The sequence below is a fragment of the Fimbriimonadia bacterium genome (genome assembly GCA_039961735.1).
GTDB lineage: Bacteria > Armatimonadota > Fimbriimonadia > Fimbriimonadales > JABRVX01 > JABRVX01.
Window position 1 is genome coordinate 68028 of the sequence record JABRVX010000010.1, and the last position, 15937, is coordinate 83964.

The window sequence follows — 15937 nt, forward strand, 5'->3', positions numbered from 1 at the left end:
TGGCATCACCCATCACACCTTCCCGCACCCGGATACTACGCTCGCTGCATCCATCGTCATGCTTCGACAGGCTCAGCATGACGATGGATAGGGCGAAACCATAGCTTCATTCGTCGTTCCCGTGAACGCGCGACGCAAGACACGCGCTCAGCATCATGGTAGTTCCTCTCATGCCTCCATCCGCCCTCGGATGGAGGCTGCGCACGGCCCGACAGTCGGCGAGACTTCTCATGCCTTCGTCCGCCCTCGGATGGAGGCTGCGCTTCAAACGGCAGAGCAGTCGGTGGAGACTGGCTGCTGGAGCTGTTAGGGTGAGTGGTTGGGGTGCCCCCGTGTGGGTGGGAGGCGGGCATCCAACCAGGCGGCGACGGCAGCGGCCACCTCGGCCGCGCGTTTGCTCAGGAGCGGACCCACGTGGCTCATCCCAGCGTACTCGTGAACGTCCGCGCCCATCGCTTCGGCAACCCGACGACTCACTTCCGGCGGTATCGTATCGTCCTCGCGACCGATCACCACTAACACGGGGCATGTGGGCTTTGCCACATCTACTCCATCTCGTAGCTCACGTATCACCTTGCCAGATTCGTCGCGCCACAGTTTCCATGCCTTCTGAATGGTAGCCTCGTCGCTGTCGGGCATGGCGGCACGTGTGTCCTCGATGGGGCCGCCGGCCCAGCGTATGATATCGGGAACTCCTCGTGCAGGCTTCTCCCTGCCGGGTATGCCCTTCGGGGCCGAGCTGTTCACCAGCACCACGGCAGCGGGCAGTATCTTCTCGGCAGCTTTGAGTGCGATCATGCCGCCCATGCTCGCACCAACTAGCACCACACGCTCGTGCTTGCGGCACAGCTCGATCACCTGAGCCACGTAGTCATCCAGCGTGGTCTCGGCAAGCCCCTTCTCGTTGGGTAGTAGGTCGGGCGCGGTTACGTTCCACCCGGCCTTTTCGAAGACCGGCTTCCAAAGGTCGTACTCCCATCCCCCACCACCTGCACCGTGGATCATGACCACGGTAGGCTTGGGTAGGAGTGCCATCCCAGCAGCAATCATCAACCCCATCATCATGTACCCATGCTACCCTGTCGGAAAGCAGATTGCGGCTATCGCTCCGCTGTGGTCCGAAAGCGCGGGAAGCCGGCACCATGCTACAGCTTCGGCATCGTCCAAGGTCGGGTAGTCGGGCGGCGGAGGTGCTTGGCAGCATCTTTGTCTCCGACGATCTCTTCCTTCGCACCGTCCCAAACGATCTTGCGCTTCGTCCAGAGCGAGATGTTCGCCAGGTGGCACGCACTCGTTGACCGATGGCAGATCTCGACGTCACTACGAGGCTTGTTCCGCGACTTGATGCAGTCCAGAAAGTCGCGCACGTGGGGTTCGTTTTGCGGGGAGCCCCCGTACTGTGCGGCCTCGATTCGCTTGCCTTCGGGGATGATCGCCCATCCACCACGGTCTATAAAGATGGTCCCCTCGGTACCGTGCAACTGCATGCCGTAGCCATGCCCATCGCGGCCGTAACCGTTAGCATCCTGCTGCGTCCATGTCAGCGTAAAGCCGGGGTAGTCAAAGACGGCTACCATCGTGTCTGGGGTCTCGCGATTGTCCGTCAGCACATACTTGCCGCCACTCGCGCTAACTGCCAGTGGGTAGTCCGCCCCGGTCGCCCAGTGGATGATGTCGATCAGGTGGGTGCCCCAGTCGGTCATCTTGCCGCCCGAGTAGTCCCAGAACCATCGGAAGTTGTAGATGCAGCGGTTCTTGTTGTATGGATGCCGCTTGGCTGGTCCCTGCCACATCTCCCAATCGAGATCCGCCGGAGCGGGCTCGTCGGGTGGGTTGCCGATGCCGTTGGGTGTTAGGTTGCCGACGATCCACACCTGTGCGGAGCTCACCTTGCCGATGGCTCCCCGTTGCACGGCTAGCACCGCATTCTGGAAGTGCGTTCCGCTTCGCTGCTGTGTGCCGGTCTGCACCACTCGTCTATACTTGCGGGCGGCCTTCACGAAATCCCGGCCTTGAGCGACATCAATCGAAAGGGGCTTCTCGCAATACACGTCTTTGCCAGCCATGCATGCCATCACTCCGATCATGCAGTGCCAGTGATCGGGTGTCGCCACGATAACCGCGTCAATGTCCTTCCGATCCAGCACCCGGCGGAAGTCGCTGTAAGTGGGCACGTCTGGCCCTGTCATCTTCACTGCTTCGGCTAGACTTGGCTTGTACACGTCGCACAACGCACCGATCTGCACGTCCGAGTTCTGCATGAAGAATCGCATGTCCGCCCGGCCCATGCCCCCGGTGCCGATCACGCCTACTACCACCTTGTCGTTCGGCCCTACGCGCTTCGTCATCACCGAGGCTTCGGTCTCGGTTGCACCGAGTCTAAGACCGGCCAGCCCCACCCCGGCGGCTAGGGCAGCTCGAGTGCTCTTCTCCAGAAACTCTCTTCGGTTCAGTTCATCGCTCATCTTGGTGACATCCTTTCCCTTGGACCGGCCGCGGCTACCTGCTGCGTGCCGGGTACATGTGCCAGTGTGTCGTACTGGAAGTCGGCGGGGCTGAAGTCCACTCGCTGCCGCTTCTCCATCGCTGTGTTTGCTCCCAGGATGGCAACGCAGGTACGCAACCCCTCGACGTGGTCGCAAAGGGGGCGCTCGTTTCGCAGAACGGTCTTCAGGAAGAAGTCATTTAGCTCGGACTGATAGTCGTCAACGGTGGACTTCTGAAGGCTGCTCTCACCGTGCTTCTCGCCCTCCACGCGCTTCTTGGTGGCCGATGCGTCCAGCACGATGGCCTCCTTGCCTTCTACCTGTTCCTTTTGTGCGAGGCTCGCCCACGCGGGAGCCTCCGCTGCGGGCTCCTTGAACAGCAGCCCCTTGTCCACTGTGATTTCCAGGGTGCCCTTGTCACCCATGAAGTGCTCGCCGTATCCGTCGAACTGGTTCGTCGTGATGCTGGTGTACACTACTTTCAGGCCGTTCGGGTACTCGTACACCACAGAAACGTTGTCGAACACCTCGCGTCCGTCTTTCCAATAGTCTATGCCGCCGAAGCCTGTCACAGCAATCGGATTGCTATCGGTAAACCAGTTGACCAGGTGGATCTGATGCGAACCGAGCTCCGCCATCAATCCGCCGGAGTACTCGTCATAGAGGCGCCAGTTGAGCAGCCGCTCGTACTCGGGTGGCACGTTGCGGCGCCAGCTACCGTTCCGATGCCATCTTGCGCGGATCTGCGTGACGGTGCCAAGCACCTTCTTCTTCGCCACCATGTCGTAGGCATGCTGATACAGCTCGCTTGCGCGGCGCTGGTGGCCGATCTGAAGCCACTTGCGCGTTCGGTCCACCGCTCTGGCCATGGCTTTGGCCTGTTCAGGTCGGCGTGCCATCGTCTTCTCGCAGAAAACGTGCTTGCCCGCTTCCAGTGCCGCAATGGCCATCGGGGCGTGAAGATACAGGGGTGTCGCGATGAGCACCGCCTGGATGGACTTGTCGTCCAGCATCTCGCGATAATCCTTGTAGCCTTTGGCTGTGCCACCGCACACCTGCAGCGCCTTGTTCAGGTGCGGCTCATAGATGTCGCAGATGCCCGCAAACCGCACACCAGGCACGCGAAGACACTTTCCGAGCAGCATTTGGCCTTGCGCTCCCGTACCGATAAAGCCAGCGACAATGGGTTCGGGTTCCTTCTGCAACTTCAGGTGGGCGAAGCTCATGGTGCCCAGCGACGCTGCGGAGATCGCGAGGAATTCACGACGAGTGAATGAGCTGTTCATAGGATCACATCCAATCCGTCCGGCTGCACTGTCGGTCAGCGGCTACATTCGGGGGCCACGCAGCCTAAATCGGGAACTCTTTCTCCGTCCGGGCCAGGGCTCCCTGTCTGTCTGTGCTAAGTTGTACCAGGAGTGTGCGCCCAGGCTCCCGCCAAGCCAGAAAAACCTGCACGTCTTTGGCTCGCTCCAAGTAGCGGGGCAGCCAATCCGGCACACTTGCGGGGGCGACCGACACCGCGACCGCCGTGGACAGAGCCTCGGCTTCGAGGGCGGTCGGAGCGACTACGGTCGCCGTGATGGGCGAAGTACTCGGCTCCGCTGTTCTCGGGTCAATCAGGTGGGACCGCCTCACGCCGCCAACAACGATACTCTGTTGGGAAGGCCCGCTCGTTGAGAGACCTTCGTCCCGTAGATGAAGACGAGTGAGTTCCCGCCGTTCATCCTCCGGATCATTGAGCCTTACACCCCACCCCTCGGTCCGACCGTAGCCGTACGCACTGCTGCCCCCCGCCGAGGCGAAAGCGGATGGGATGAGGCGCGAACGCAGCAGCTCGGCCATGCGGTCGAGCGCGTAGCCCTTCCCCAGCGCGGCGAAGTTGATCTCCACGCCGGACCGGTCAAAGCCCACCAGGCGCTGCTCGGCATCTATGCTGACCCGCTGAAACCCACTTGCCGCGCGCGCAGCCTCGATGGTCCCGGGTGGCGGCTCCCCCAGGTCGCCTGAGAAAAACCCCCATGCCTTCGACAGCGGCCCCACCGTGATGTCGAGTGCCCCGTCGGTCAGTATCCACATGTCGCGTGCGTACAAGATAAGGTCTAGCAACTCAGGGCTGACGAGGACGGGCATGTGCCCCGCCCGCGCGTTGAGGTCGCTCACCTCGCTCTTGGGCTTGTAGTGGCTGAGCATAGCGTCGAGCCGGTCGAGCATCTCCCACGCCTCCACCGAGGCGTCAATCATCGCCTGCTCCTCCGCCCCGCCGAGCACGAGGTGGAAATCACAGCCCATTTTGTTGCTGCGGAAGGAGAGATCCATAGGGCGATCATGGCACGGTAGGGCTGTCGGCAGGATTGGTCTGCCAACGCGTACAACCCAAGAGCATGGCATTTCGCGCAGGCAACGCGTTTCGTGACGTACAGGTGCTTACCAAAGAGATCGGTCCCCGGTTCGCAGGAACCGAAGGCGAGAAGCGTGGCGCCGAGTATCTTGCCGAAGCCTTCCGTCGTGGGGGCTTGGAACCCGTGCTCGAGCCCTTCCCGATCCTCTCCCGTCGCATCATCCATCAGAAGCTGGAGGTGGACGGGCTCGGACAGTTCCCCTGCATCGGCAACCTCGGCTCGCCCGCAGGCCTAAACACCGGCGTGGGTGAACTGACCTTTGGCGAGACGGGCCAGGAGTGCGACATCGGCAAGGACCTGGCCGACAAAGTGCTGCTGATCTTCGGCGAGCTGGGCTTACAACAATATCGGGCGCAGATGTCGCGCAAGCCGGCGGCTATGGTGGTCGTCGAATCGCAACTTCATCTACACCCTAGGCGCCACTACGTCCGGCCCGAGGTCGTACAGCGGTACGGAAGCGTGCCGATGGTCCGTGTGGACTTCGAGACCGGCCGCCGCCTTATGGAGGCACGAGGCAGGCGAGCAAAGGTCACCGTGGAGGCGCAATCGGAGGAGGCGCAAGCGTATAACGTTCGTGCGGACATCGAAGGATCCGAGCGAGCCGATGAGATCATCGTCGTCTGCGGTCACTACGACAGCGTTCACGAAGGTCCGGGCACGCTGGACAACGCCGCAGGTGCGGCGATGGTAGTCGAGGTCGCGCGGCACGTGAAGGAGAGCGGGACGGCTCGCTCGATGCGGTTCTATGCCTTCAGCGGTGAAGAGCAAGGGCTGTACGGCAGCATCCACACGGTGCGCGAGCTGCGCAAGGCAGACAAAGAGGCTAAGAAGGACAAGGAGTTCGTGAACCGAGGCGGACAGACCGAGTGGGATATGCATCGTCTCTGCGTGAACCTGGACCTACAGGGATCACTGCTTGCCAACTCCGCCGCCTGGTACACCGGGCCTGCAGACCTCGGTGCATCCATTCGGCTGATGGCCGCGGAGACCGGGCCGTACCACGTAGTGCATGACGACGTGTACAGCTCGGACAACGCACCCTATTCGGACGGCGGGGTCCCGGCGTTGTCGTTCGCGCGGACGGGACCGCTGCTGTATTACGGCCACACCGATGAGGATCGCTTCGAGCACTGCGAAGAAGAGGGCCTCCAGATCGCAGGAGACTTCATAAGCCGATGGCTCGACAGGTATGTTACGCGGGCGCTGATGTTCCCGTTCGACCGGGAGATCTCGCCCGAGCATCGCGCGAAGTTGGACAAGTATTTCAAGGACCGCCTCCTTGCCCGCTTGGACGAAGGGCTGGAGGACTGAAGTAGGAGAGTGCAGCCATGAAGATAATCACCAAGGAAGCGGCGATTGCGCTGAGCTTGTCGCTGGTAGCGATCGCTGCCGCCCAACAGGAAGAACCCGTGCCACAGACGCCCACGAAGTGGGACCCCAGCCAGAAGACGTATTCGCCAAAGCCGAACGAAACCGTAATCAAGTGGTCGTTCGTCACCGAGCATGGCGTGATGGCGGAGAAGGGGACGGGAGACGTCTATATGCTCCTGCACTTCAACGAGGCTCCGAAAACCTGCGCGCACATTCTGGACCTCGTGAAGCAGAAGTTCTACGACGGAATCAAGATTCACCGTATCGAGACGCGAGCGGACTTCGCGCTGGTGCAGTGGGGCAACGCGGAAACCAAGAAGCCGGATTGGGATGGGACCAAGGAGACCGGCAGCGGAACTACGGTCCCCCGGGAGCTGAGCGACCTCATCCACGACATCGGAGCGGTAGGGCTGGCACGCTCGCAAGACCCCAACAGCGGTGACTGCCAGATGTACGTGTGCTTGGTCAAGATCCCCCGTCTGGACAAGCAGTATGCGGTCTTCGGACAGGTGGTTGCCGGCCTGGACGTGATGAAGTACGTGAAGATCGGAACCAGAGTAGCATCGGCCACGGTGGTGCAGGAGGGCACCGATGCGAAGGCCGCCCTTCAGCGAATTGCCGAAGAGACCAATCCGGGGGACGTGGCCCTTAAGCTCGCAGACCCGGAGGGAACGCTGTCGTGGCGCAACATCGGCAGTCTGCGCCTGGCCGATGTAAAGGAGGGCGACGGAGAGCCCATCAAGGAGGGCGAAGTTGCACTGGTGCACTACACTGGCTGGCTCGTCAACGGGACTGTCTTCGACTCGTCGCGTGATAAACCAAACCCCTTCCGTTTCAAGCTGGCGACCGGCAGCGTGATCAAGGGCTGGGACCAAGGCGTGCTCGGCATGAAGGTCGGCGGCGTGCGCAAGTTGATCATTCCGCCGGACCTCGGCTATGGCGCTGTATCGGTAGGGGCAATCCCACCCAACTCCACGCTCGTGTTCGAGGTGGAGCTGATGCAGATCGTACGGGAGTGAGGTAGGAGCTCCCGCATACGCCGTCTGCATCACTGCCCTGTGGTTCCGCCGGCTTTAGCCACACGACGGATAGGGAGAGTCCTTTGGTGAGACGACCGCTCGCCGAGGCAGTCTCCGTCATCATCGTCAACCACAACACGGTGGAGGATCTACGTCGGTGCCTGCAGAGCCTCCCGGAGGTCCCCACCGTCGTGGTGGACAATGCCTCCACCGACGGCAGCGGTGCGATGGTCCGGCAAGAGTTTCCTCGCGTCGCCCTCGTGCAATCCTTCGTCAATCGTGGTTTCGGCCGGGGCTGCAACGAGGTGTTGCCACACTGCACCACAGACTACGCCCTTATCCTCAACCCAGACATCGAGGTGTCACCGGGAGCGATCGAGCGCCTCGTCGAGGTGATGGACGCTCATCCAACCGCTGTGGCCTGCGGTGGGAAGTTGGTCTATCCGGACGGCTCGCTCCAGCCTTCCTGCGCTAGGCGCCTGACACTCTGGCACGTGTTTCTCGAGCAGTCCGGGTTGTCCAAGCTGTTCCCGCGCTCTCGGTTCTTCGGCTCCTACTTCATGACGTGGTGGGACCATGCAACCACGCGACCGGTCGAGCAAGTGATGGGAGCATGTCTGATGCTGAGACGGGGACCGGACGGTGAGTTCCTGCTTTTCGACCCACGGTTCTTCCTCTACTGCGAGGACACGGAGCTATGTCACCGCCTACGAGAGCGAGGCGAGATCCTCTACGTGCACGACGCAGTGTTCCGTCATGCTCTGGGGGCAAGTGGGCGTGCCGCACGAGCCGAGATGGTGTCTCTGTACAACCGGGGCAAGGAGCTGTACTTTCTCATACACCGCGGGAAGGCGGCGGCTCGCGCATGCAGGCTGCTCGCCATAACGGGCGCCCTCTTGCGGCTCCCGCTCGGATTAGTCCGACTGGAAAAGGGTAGGGTGTTCCTCAGAGTGCTGCGCGACTGCCTGACCCTTCCGCTGGGGTATCAGCCGGACACAGGGTTGCGACCTCCGCAATAAGCACCGTGCAGTTGTCGCTTCCACCGCGCTCCAGGGCAAGAGCCACCAGCCTGCGACACGCCTCCGAGGGGCCGTGGGTGGTCATGTGCCCGCGTATCTCCTCGTCCGTCACGTGGTTCGTGAGGCCGTCGCTGCAGAGCAAGAACCGATCCCCAGGATGCACCTCCAGAGAGTACAGGTCGGGTTCCGTTGTCCGATCGGTACCGATGGCGCGGGTGATCACATGCGCGAGCGGAGAGTGCTCCGCTTCGGCCGGCGACATCAGGCCCGACCGCACGCTCTCTTCGACGAGCGTGTGGTCGGTCGTAACCCGCTCGAACACCTCGCCCGACAGCCGATAGCAGCGCGAGTCGCCCACATGGGCGACCAGGGCGCGGTCCTGGCACACTAGCAGTGCCGTCAGCGTGCTGCCCATACCCTGACGGCTCCGAACCGCCTCCGCCACGTCACATACGTAGCGGGCGGCTTCGCGCACGGCATAGGCGGCGGCGTCCGCAAAGTAAGGCGCTTTTGACCTGTAGTACGACTCGATGAAGGTTTTGCACGCCAGTTCGCTGGCGATCTGTCCCGCTGCGGCGCCCCCCATCCCGTCGCACACCACGAAGGCCGATCCGCGCGCAGCGATGACCGCCGGATCATCCGGCTGATAGAACTCGAACTTGTCCTCGTTGTTCTCGCGCACCTTGCCGAGGTCGGTCTTGGCGGCGACGCGGATGGTGGGAATGGTGTGCAAAGGTGGCGGCTCGGCTCCCCCGAGGTCGGGTAGGTCCAGTTCTTGGGTCGGCTCCTCGAGCTCCGCGCCGCAGTTGGCACAGAAGCGAGCTATCGGCTCGTTGTCCGCACCGCACGAGCACCTCATTCGGCCGCCTCGAGAATCCGCAGGGTGTACCGCTTCTGCCCGATGGTCATCACGTCCCCATCGTGGATCTCGACTTCCGCGTTCGGCTCTACACGCTCCTCATTGACTGCCGAACCGTTGGTGCTGCCCACGTCCATGAACGCGATTCGGTCCTTCGACACGCTAAGCCGAGCATGGGACCCTGAGACGTAAGGGTCGGGAATCACGATGGTGTTGGTCGCTCTCCGCCCTATGGTTACTTCTCCCTCGAACAGGTCGTGTGAGGATCCGTCTTCGCCTTGCAGCCTGGCGAGAACCGGACCCGTCTCGACCGGCTCCTCCGCGGCCTCTGAGGTGGGTGTCGGCATCGCCTCGGTGCGCATCGCTTCGCCCGGCAGCGTGATGGTCATCTCGAAGCCGCCGAAGAACAGTTTGGAGCCGTGGCGGACGGGGACGCGAACGCCGGGTTCTAATGTCTGCCCGTCTAGCTTGGTGCCGTTCGTGCTTCCAACGTCTTCAATCTCGGCTCCTTGCTCGGACAGGATTAGCGTTGCGTGCCTGCGTGACACACGGGTGTCAGACAGCAGCACGTCGGTAGCCTCTCGCCCTATGCTGTTCTCACCTAGGCGGAGCGGATGCTCTCGCCCGGTGGCAACCTCCACCAAACAGGGCAGGGGCGCCGCGATGACGGCGACCGCTTCCTGCGGAAGTCCGTTCTCGAACAGCAGCCCGCACTCCACGCAGAACTTCTCGCCAGGCGGGTTGTGTTGCTTGCAGACCGGACACTGCACCGGCTGGAGCGCTTGAGTCGCTCCGACGCTGGGTGACGGCGCCCCGATCACGGTCTTCATCGGGTCGCTCGGCATCGCCTGTGTCGCTTGTGGGTCCAGATCTTCCATGCCGTCTGTCTCCTCCGCTTACTGGCCGGTCCTCTTGCCCTGGTCCAGGGTCATCACGGTTCCGATCAGGGTCTTCTCGACCGACCCCGTGTCGCCGCGCTGCAGTTCTCGGATAGCCTGCGCGACCTCCTGTGCTTCCTGAGTGCGCCCTTGGCTCGCCAGCATCGCCTGTGTCTTCTGCAGTTCCATCATTGCCGTCGCCGTGGAGAGCTGCTGCGTACGCATTCCCATGATGGTCTTCTCGACGGCGCGCGATGCAGCTGCGGTCTGGATCTCCCTCGCCACCCGCGGGTCCGCCTCCAGAGGCACCTTCGCTCGGTCTGTGGTGAACTCCAGCAAGAGGTCGCCCTCTAGTGTCTCGCGCTTGCCGGTTACGCCGTCATCGTACGTTACGGTCGCCCGAACGACCCGATAGGTTCCTGCCGGATGGTTGGGGAAGTCCAACTCCAAGACCGTGCCGAGGGTGGTCCCGCGCTCGATGTCGGCTAGGTCCACTGTCACCTCCCTAAGCGACAGGTTTACGTTGTGTCCATAAACCTGCCTCGGCTGTACCCATCGCGCGAATCGAAGCTGTAGGTCCACGTTGGTGGCCACGGTGGTCATCAGCCGGTGAAGCTCCGTCCGAAACACTTCCGGCAGCAAGTCGGGTCGCGAGATGTAGTAGTAGTTCCCTCCGGCCCTTCGAGCGATGCCGGCGACCAGTTCCTCGTTGTACTCCGGCCCGAATCCGAGTGCCGTAACCGTAATTCCGCGGTTCTTCATCTCCCCCACGAGTCCGACGATGGATGCGAAGTCGCGAATGCCGGCGGTAGGGTCACCATCCGACAGGAGAAGCAGCCGCTGCAGCCGGCCAGGCTCCGTCACGCTAGCGAGCTGCTGGGCGCCCAGTTGCAGGCCATCGTACAGATTGGTGGTGTTCCCGGCGTAAATCTGCTGGATGTTCTGCTTGATGAGGTCCTTGTTCAGCACTCTGCGCGGGGGCATGACCACCTCCACCGTCTCTTCGAAAGTGACGATGCTGAGGATGTCGTTGGTGTCCAACAGGTCCACCACGTAGCCGCAGGCGCGTTTCACGTACTCTAGCGGCTCGCCCTCCATCGAACCGCTGCGGTCAATCACCAAGCATAGGTTGAGTGGTTGCCGGCCCGACCCGAGGGCTTCCGATGCGGTGAGGTCTATTAAGAACGCCTCCCGCGATAGCGCGTTGGCCAGAGTGACCGGGCGGCCTGGGATGACGCTCAGCGACAGCGCCTTCCCAGCGGGCACGCCGACCATGCGCGTCCGGTTAGGGTCCATCTGCACCTGCTGCGTGCGATTGGGGTCCGGAACGCCGATCTGCGTGCGGTTCGGATCGGGGAAGCCTCCGATCTGCGTCTTGTTCGGATCATTGGGGCCGGGAATGGTCATGCCAAGAACCTCCAGCGTAGCTACTCTACCCGGAAGGACGTTTGACCGACGGTCACGACATCGCCGGGTGAAAGAACTTGTTGCGTAATCCGCACGCCGTTCACGAACGTTCCATTGGTGCTGCCCTCATCGTATATGACGAGATTTCCCCCCTCGATCTGCGCACGAGCATGCCTGCGACTCACCTGAGCATCGCCCGTCAGCGCGATAGCGTTCGATGGGTCTCGGCCAATGCCGACGGGCGCAGGCCCGACCACGAACCTCGAACCAGCCAGCGGGCCATCCCAGGCCACCAGAGTGTTCGCCTGGACGCCAGCAGCCGTGACGGGTGTGGCTGGTTGCACGCGCGGAACGGGCGTACAAGCGCAATTGCCCGCCGCATCCTTCGTCTGCCCACAGAACTGGCACACGTTCGGAGGCGTCATCGAGACAGCGGCTTGCGTCGGCTTCTTCACGTCCACGGGCGCGCGAACGCCCTGACCAGCCTTCAGGCGGAACTGCAGCACGAACCGCCCGATCTGCAGCGCGTCACCGTCTCTCAGGGTCACCGACTGCACAGGCATCCCGTTCACTAAGGTGCCTGCCCCGCTGTCCACCAGTACGTAGTCTCGTCCTACCCGATCAATCGCCACGTGCTGGGGCGCCACCGCTGGATCGCCGAACAGGGGGATATCGGCGGTCTCCGATCTTCCGATGACGGTCCGCCTGGCATCCACCAGGTACTCCTTGCCTTCGTTTCGGCCCTGAAGCACTCGGATCCACGCGGACCGCATCAGAAACTCGACCAGCCCGATGAACATACCGATACCCGCACCCACGCACACCAACCCTACCGCGCGGCTGAACCGTCCCACCTCCATCCTGCCAGGCTCTAGCTGCTGAGAGATCGGCTGGAAGATTGGCGCTGTTATCTCGAAAAGCACTCCGCCGATGGCCCCCCCGAGCAGGCCACCGATCGCGGCCTGTCGCACTCGAGGCCAAGAGCGTGTCGCGATGGCCTGTCCCGCACCCAGAAGACAGCCGAAGACGCCCCACCCGATGGCCCGCGCCGTCAGGGCAACCAGAGGCGCAACCATGTACGCGCGCGAGGCGGCATAGGGCCGCATCATGGTGTCGTATACTCCTGCCGCAAAGTGCACGGACACGCCACCTGCGAGCAAACCGGCAACCGCACCCCACAGCAACCCTCGGCGAAGGTGATGCAACGAACCGACCGCCCAGCCGGACGCACCTGCCACCAGCGCGCCGACGAACATTCCGGTAGCGCCACCAAGCAGATTCTGGTGAAATAGGGAGCGGCGATACAGATCGGCCCACTCCGGTGCGGTCGGGTCTACACCGTGCGGCAGAATCTCGGCGGGTGAGAAGGGCTCGCTCACCAGCCAACCGAGCAGGCCGCCCAGTCCGCCGGCAATAAGGAGATAGAGGAGACGCGATATCACGTGGACACTCCCCGCATCCCTACCGCCATGCCGGCTCTGTCGAAGCATGCTCCCTTCTCCGCCATGCCGGCTCTGTCGAAGCATGACCCGCTCAAGAGCCGCTCACCCCGCATACCTCATCCGACACTCACCGATCTGCAGCGTATCACCATGCGAGACCTTCGTTCGGCTATCGATCTTCACACCGTTCACATACGTTCCGTTCGTGCTTCCGAGGTCCTCGATCCACAAATCGCTGCCCTCCAGGGTCAGCTTTGCATGGCGCCGACTTACGGACGAGTCTTCGGCGAGACTGATATCGCAAGCGGGGTCCCTCCCCACTACCAGCTCAGGCGCAGTAAGGGGGAACACCTTGGCAGCGCACGGACCCGTCATCACCAGCAGTTGCGGCTGTCCGCTAGGTCCCGCAGCCGCCGGTGTCGGACCCAATGCGCATCCACAGCTACCATCCTGGGCCTTCTGCTGGCCGCAAAAAGGACACGCGCCCTCCGGCACCAGCGGTGCCTTTGGTGGCGGCTCGGAGCGAAAGCCGCTGGTATGCGGTGCACCAACGTTTTGTGCGTCGCCCACGTCGGACGGCGGCTGCACCCCGAGCCTCTGCATCATCTCGCGCATGCGCTTCTCGCGGGCCTGCACGAACCGGAACAGCCCATAGAGCGCTCCCACGCCTACCCCCAACGCGAGGGCGTAGGTCACGATTGCACCAATCGGAAAGCCTCCCGTGGGCTTGGCTGCAGTGCCCGTCGCGGCACCCGGCTCGCTACGCTCCTCTCCCACGATCGAGACCTCGTCGGGAATGCTGAAGGCGAGAACGGGCACAGGGTCCGAGCGGTCTGCGGTCAGGTCCAGTGTTAGCTTGCCCGACTTGCGTTCTTCTCCCTTCACCCGATACTCGACCTGAGCGCTCACCTCGCCCAGCCGCACCCTGTGGAACACCACTACTCCCTTCATATCGGGCGAGAGAAGCTCGCGCTTCTCACCTGCGGCATCCTTTAGGATCACCACTGCGCTCGCGACCGCCTTTCCTCGGTGTTCGACGGTCACCTTCACTTCCGCCGCGTACTTGAAGTCCTCGAGCTTGACAATGGCGGGCTTGCCGGAGAACGGTATCAGCGCAAGGTTGTTGCGCTCGACGTCACGTGCTACGAGAGTCTTGGGCGAGCCGGCAGGGATGGGGACGTCTGCGCGGCTTTGTCCCTTGATCAGATGCTTCGTGCCGAGCGGTCTTCCCTGGGCATCGTCGAACCATATCTCGAACTGCCCCTTGTGCGGGAGTTCAACCTGCACAGCAGAGACCCAGACCGGCCACGCAACTGCCACTAGGCAGAGGCACGAAGCCAGCGACCGACGGATCACAGAGTCACCTCCTGAGAAGCTCACCGACTGCGAGCGGCAGGGTTCGAGCGATGTCTCGTGCCGTGAACCCGACCTGCGCACCCAAACGGGCAAAGCACTGCTCTCCTGCCAAGCCATGCAAATAGGCTCCGAGCAGGGCCCCCTTCTGAGGGCTTCCGGCGAGATGCGTGAGCGCGGCAATCGCGCCCGTCAGCACGTCGCCGCTTCCCGCGGTGCCGAGGCCGGGACATCCCGCTGCGTTCACAAAACACTTGCCGCTCGACTCGCACACGATGGTGTATGCACCCTTGAGTAGGATTGTAGCGCGATACTTGGCTTCAGCGTCCCTGGCACACTCGAAGCGTCGTTCCACCACATCGGCCGACGTGGTTCCGAGCAGCCGAGCCATCTCTCCGGCGTGCGGCGTAAGCACGAGCGGCGCGGAACGATTCACCGGTCCGATCTCTGCCAGGCAGTTCAGGCCGTCGGCATCCAGCACGACGGGCTTGTCGGCTCGCGTGAGCAGTGTCTGAACTGCCTCTCGCGCAGGCGGCTGCGTTGTCAGGCCCGGTCCGAGTGCCAGCACGTCGAAGCGGTCGAGCATTGCGAGTACGGTGTCCGCTCCTTCGGGTGTAAGGCAGCCCATTCCCGCGTCGGGCAGCGGCACGGTCATCAGCTCCGGGAAATACCCTGCGACGATGGGATGAACGCTCTCGGGAACGGCGCAGGTGGCGAGGCCCGCACCAGCGCACAGCGCTCCCAATCCTGTGAGCGCCACCGACCCAGGCATCGTCGTCGAGCCGCCGATGCAGAGTACGCTCCCCCGAGTTCGCTTGTGTGCCGCGGGCGAAAGACGCGGCAGCATCCCGCGGTACCACTCGGCCGGCGCCATCTCGGGCGCGCCCTCTGCGGCCTTCTCGGGTAGCTCGATCCCGATGTCCACGACGGCGAGCCGGCCAATCACATCGGGCCCGCTCCCCTGAAACATCCCTAGCTTCGGATGCTGCACTGTGATTGTCTCGTCCGCCGTGACGAAGGCGGGGCCAATCCTCCCGGTGGTTGCGTCCAGTCCAGACGGAACATCGAGGGCGAAGATAGTGGACTGGTCACGTGCAGAAGAGATCGTGTGGATCGCCCGGTCCGCCGCGGGGTCCATGGAGGCGCGCTTCGGGTCATAGCCGGTTCCGTACACTGCATCTACGATTGCATCGAACCCTTGGAGCCCCGCGCCCGGTTCCTCCACCCGCACCAGCGACTCAGCTTGGTGCCACATCGCCTGACAATCCGGCGAGCACTCGTGCCGCTCGGCGACCGGGAATACGGTTACGTCCCTCCCCATCTCGGCAAGGCGCCGCGCCACCACCCAGCCATCCCCACCGTTATTGCCTCGCCCGCTCACCACGGCCACACGCCGACGCGAGTCATCCTTCGCCACCAGTTCGGCCATGTGCGTGCCCGCGCGCTCCATCAGCTCCAAGGAGGGCACGCCGAGGTCCTCGATGGTGTGCCGGTCCGCGGCTCGCATCTGCTCGGCGGTCAGTACTTTCATCAGGTAAGGGGTTCGCACCAACACAGCTATGCTCCTGTGAGTATGAGCCCGCCGCCCTAGGTTCCATTGACCCCTCCCGGGCCGCTGAGGTAGTCTTCGGCTGGAGGAGCCAGGGGGTGGGTCAAGCCGGTCCAGGCTCCTTTTTCGTATGCACCGGGGCAAGAAAGAAT

Annotated in this window: 13 protein-coding genes; 3 read left to right on the plus strand and 10 right to left on the minus strand. The window is 63.0% G+C overall.

The window, feature by feature from the left end:
- Positions 1-306 precede the first annotated feature (306 nt).
- From HRF45_04635 to HRF45_04650, 4 genes are all read right to left on the minus strand, one after another.
- On the minus strand, positions 307-1065 hold the full coding sequence (locus tag HRF45_04635) for an alpha/beta fold hydrolase (GenBank protein MEP0765813.1): 759 nt from the start codon (positions 1063-1065) through the stop codon (positions 307-309).
- 80 nt (positions 1066-1145) lie between these two features.
- The gene (locus HRF45_04640) at positions 1146-2465 is read right to left on the minus strand and encodes a Gfo/Idh/MocA family oxidoreductase (GenBank protein ID MEP0765814.1); all 1320 of its coding nucleotides are present in this window, start codon (positions 2463-2465) and stop codon (positions 1146-1148) included.
- Positions 2462-3772, minus strand: a complete 1311-nt coding sequence (locus HRF45_04645) for a Gfo/Idh/MocA family oxidoreductase (protein ID MEP0765815.1) — start codon at positions 3770-3772, stop codon at positions 2462-2464. The genes HRF45_04640 and HRF45_04645 overlap by 4 nt, the downstream gene beginning before the upstream one ends.
- Positions 3773-3836: 64 nt before the next feature.
- Entirely contained in the window at positions 3837-4805 is a 969-nt protein-coding gene (locus HRF45_04650) for an FAD:protein FMN transferase (GenBank protein ID MEP0765816.1), read from the minus strand.
- A gap of 65 nt (positions 4806-4870) precedes the next feature.
- Between HRF45_04650 and HRF45_04655 the strand changes: the two genes are divergently transcribed.
- The 3 genes from HRF45_04655 to HRF45_04665 all read left to right on the plus strand — a co-directional run bounded on the left by HRF45_04655 (position 4871) and on the right by HRF45_04665 (position 8297).
- Positions 4871-6199, plus strand: a complete 1329-nt coding sequence (locus HRF45_04655) for a M28 family peptidase (protein MEP0765817.1) — start codon at positions 4871-4873, stop codon at positions 6197-6199.
- 17 nt (positions 6200-6216) lie between these two features.
- Positions 6217-7278, plus strand: a complete 1062-nt coding sequence (locus HRF45_04660) for an FKBP-type peptidyl-prolyl cis-trans isomerase (protein MEP0765818.1) — start codon at positions 6217-6219, stop codon at positions 7276-7278.
- An 86-nt stretch (positions 7279-7364) separates the two neighbouring features.
- Entirely contained in the window at positions 7365-8297 is a 933-nt protein-coding gene (locus tag HRF45_04665; GenBank protein MEP0765819.1) for a glycosyltransferase family 2 protein, read from the plus strand.
- Here HRF45_04665 and HRF45_04670 read toward each other — a convergent pair.
- The 6 genes from HRF45_04670 to HRF45_04695 all read right to left on the minus strand — a co-directional run bounded on the left by HRF45_04670 (position 8224) and on the right by HRF45_04695 (position 15791).
- Positions 8224-9156 carry a protein phosphatase 2C domain-containing protein gene (locus tag HRF45_04670; protein ID MEP0765820.1) on the minus strand — a complete coding sequence of 311 codons (933 nt, stop codon included), beginning with the start codon at positions 9154-9156 and terminating at the stop codon, positions 8224-8226. The two genes, HRF45_04665 and HRF45_04670, sit on opposite strands and share 74 nt — an antisense overlap.
- On the minus strand, positions 9153-10034 hold the full coding sequence (locus HRF45_04675) for an FHA domain-containing protein (GenBank protein MEP0765821.1): 882 nt from the start codon (positions 10032-10034) through the stop codon (positions 9153-9155). The genes HRF45_04670 and HRF45_04675 overlap by 4 nt, the downstream gene beginning before the upstream one ends.
- Positions 10035-10052: 18 nt before the next feature.
- Positions 10053-11441 (minus strand): VWA domain-containing protein, encoded by a 1389-nt coding sequence (locus tag HRF45_04680; protein ID MEP0765822.1) that lies wholly within the window; start codon positions 11439-11441, stop codon positions 10053-10055.
- 20 nt (positions 11442-11461) lie between these two features.
- Entirely contained in the window at positions 11462-12883 is a 1422-nt protein-coding gene (locus HRF45_04685) for an FHA domain-containing protein (protein ID MEP0765823.1), read from the minus strand.
- 102 nt (positions 12884-12985) lie between these two features.
- A complete protein-coding gene (locus HRF45_04690) occupies positions 12986-14239 on the minus strand; it encodes an FHA domain-containing protein (GenBank protein MEP0765824.1) in 1254 nt (417 codons plus the stop codon).
- Positions 14240-14243: 4 nt separating this feature from the next.
- Positions 14244-15791 (minus strand): NAD(P)H-hydrate dehydratase, encoded by a 1548-nt coding sequence (locus HRF45_04695; GenBank protein MEP0765825.1) that lies wholly within the window; start codon positions 15789-15791, stop codon positions 14244-14246.
- Between the last annotated feature and the right edge of the window lie 146 nt (positions 15792-15937).

Coding starts and splice junctions, on each gene's coding strand:
- HRF45_04640 (MEP0765814.1), bottom strand. CDS start 2,465: ATGAGCGATGAACTGAACCGAAGAGAGTTTCTGGAGAAGAGCACTCGA.
- HRF45_04680 (MEP0765822.1), bottom strand. CDS start 11,441: ATGACCATTCCCGGCCCCAATGATCCGAACAAGACGCAGATCGGAGGC.
- HRF45_04660 (MEP0765818.1), top strand. CDS start 6,217: ATGAAGATAATCACCAAGGAAGCGGCGATTGCGCTGAGCTTGTCGCTG.
- HRF45_04675 (MEP0765821.1), bottom strand. CDS start 10,034: ATGGAAGATCTGGACCCACAAGCGACACAGGCGATGCCGAGCGACCCG.
- HRF45_04655 (MEP0765817.1), top strand. CDS start 4,871: ATGGCATTTCGCGCAGGCAACGCGTTTCGTGACGTACAGGTGCTTACC.
- HRF45_04645 (MEP0765815.1), bottom strand. CDS start 3,772: ATGAACAGCTCATTCACTCGTCGTGAATTCCTCGCGATCTCCGCAGCG.
- HRF45_04670 (MEP0765820.1), bottom strand. CDS start 9,156: ATGAGGTGCTCGTGCGGTGCGGACAACGAGCCGATAGCTCGCTTCTGT.
- HRF45_04650 (MEP0765816.1), bottom strand. CDS start 4,805: ATGGATCTCTCCTTCCGCAGCAACAAAATGGGCTGTGATTTCCACCTC.
- HRF45_04635 (MEP0765813.1), bottom strand. CDS start 1,065: ATGATGATGGGGTTGATGATTGCTGCTGGGATGGCACTCCTACCCAAG.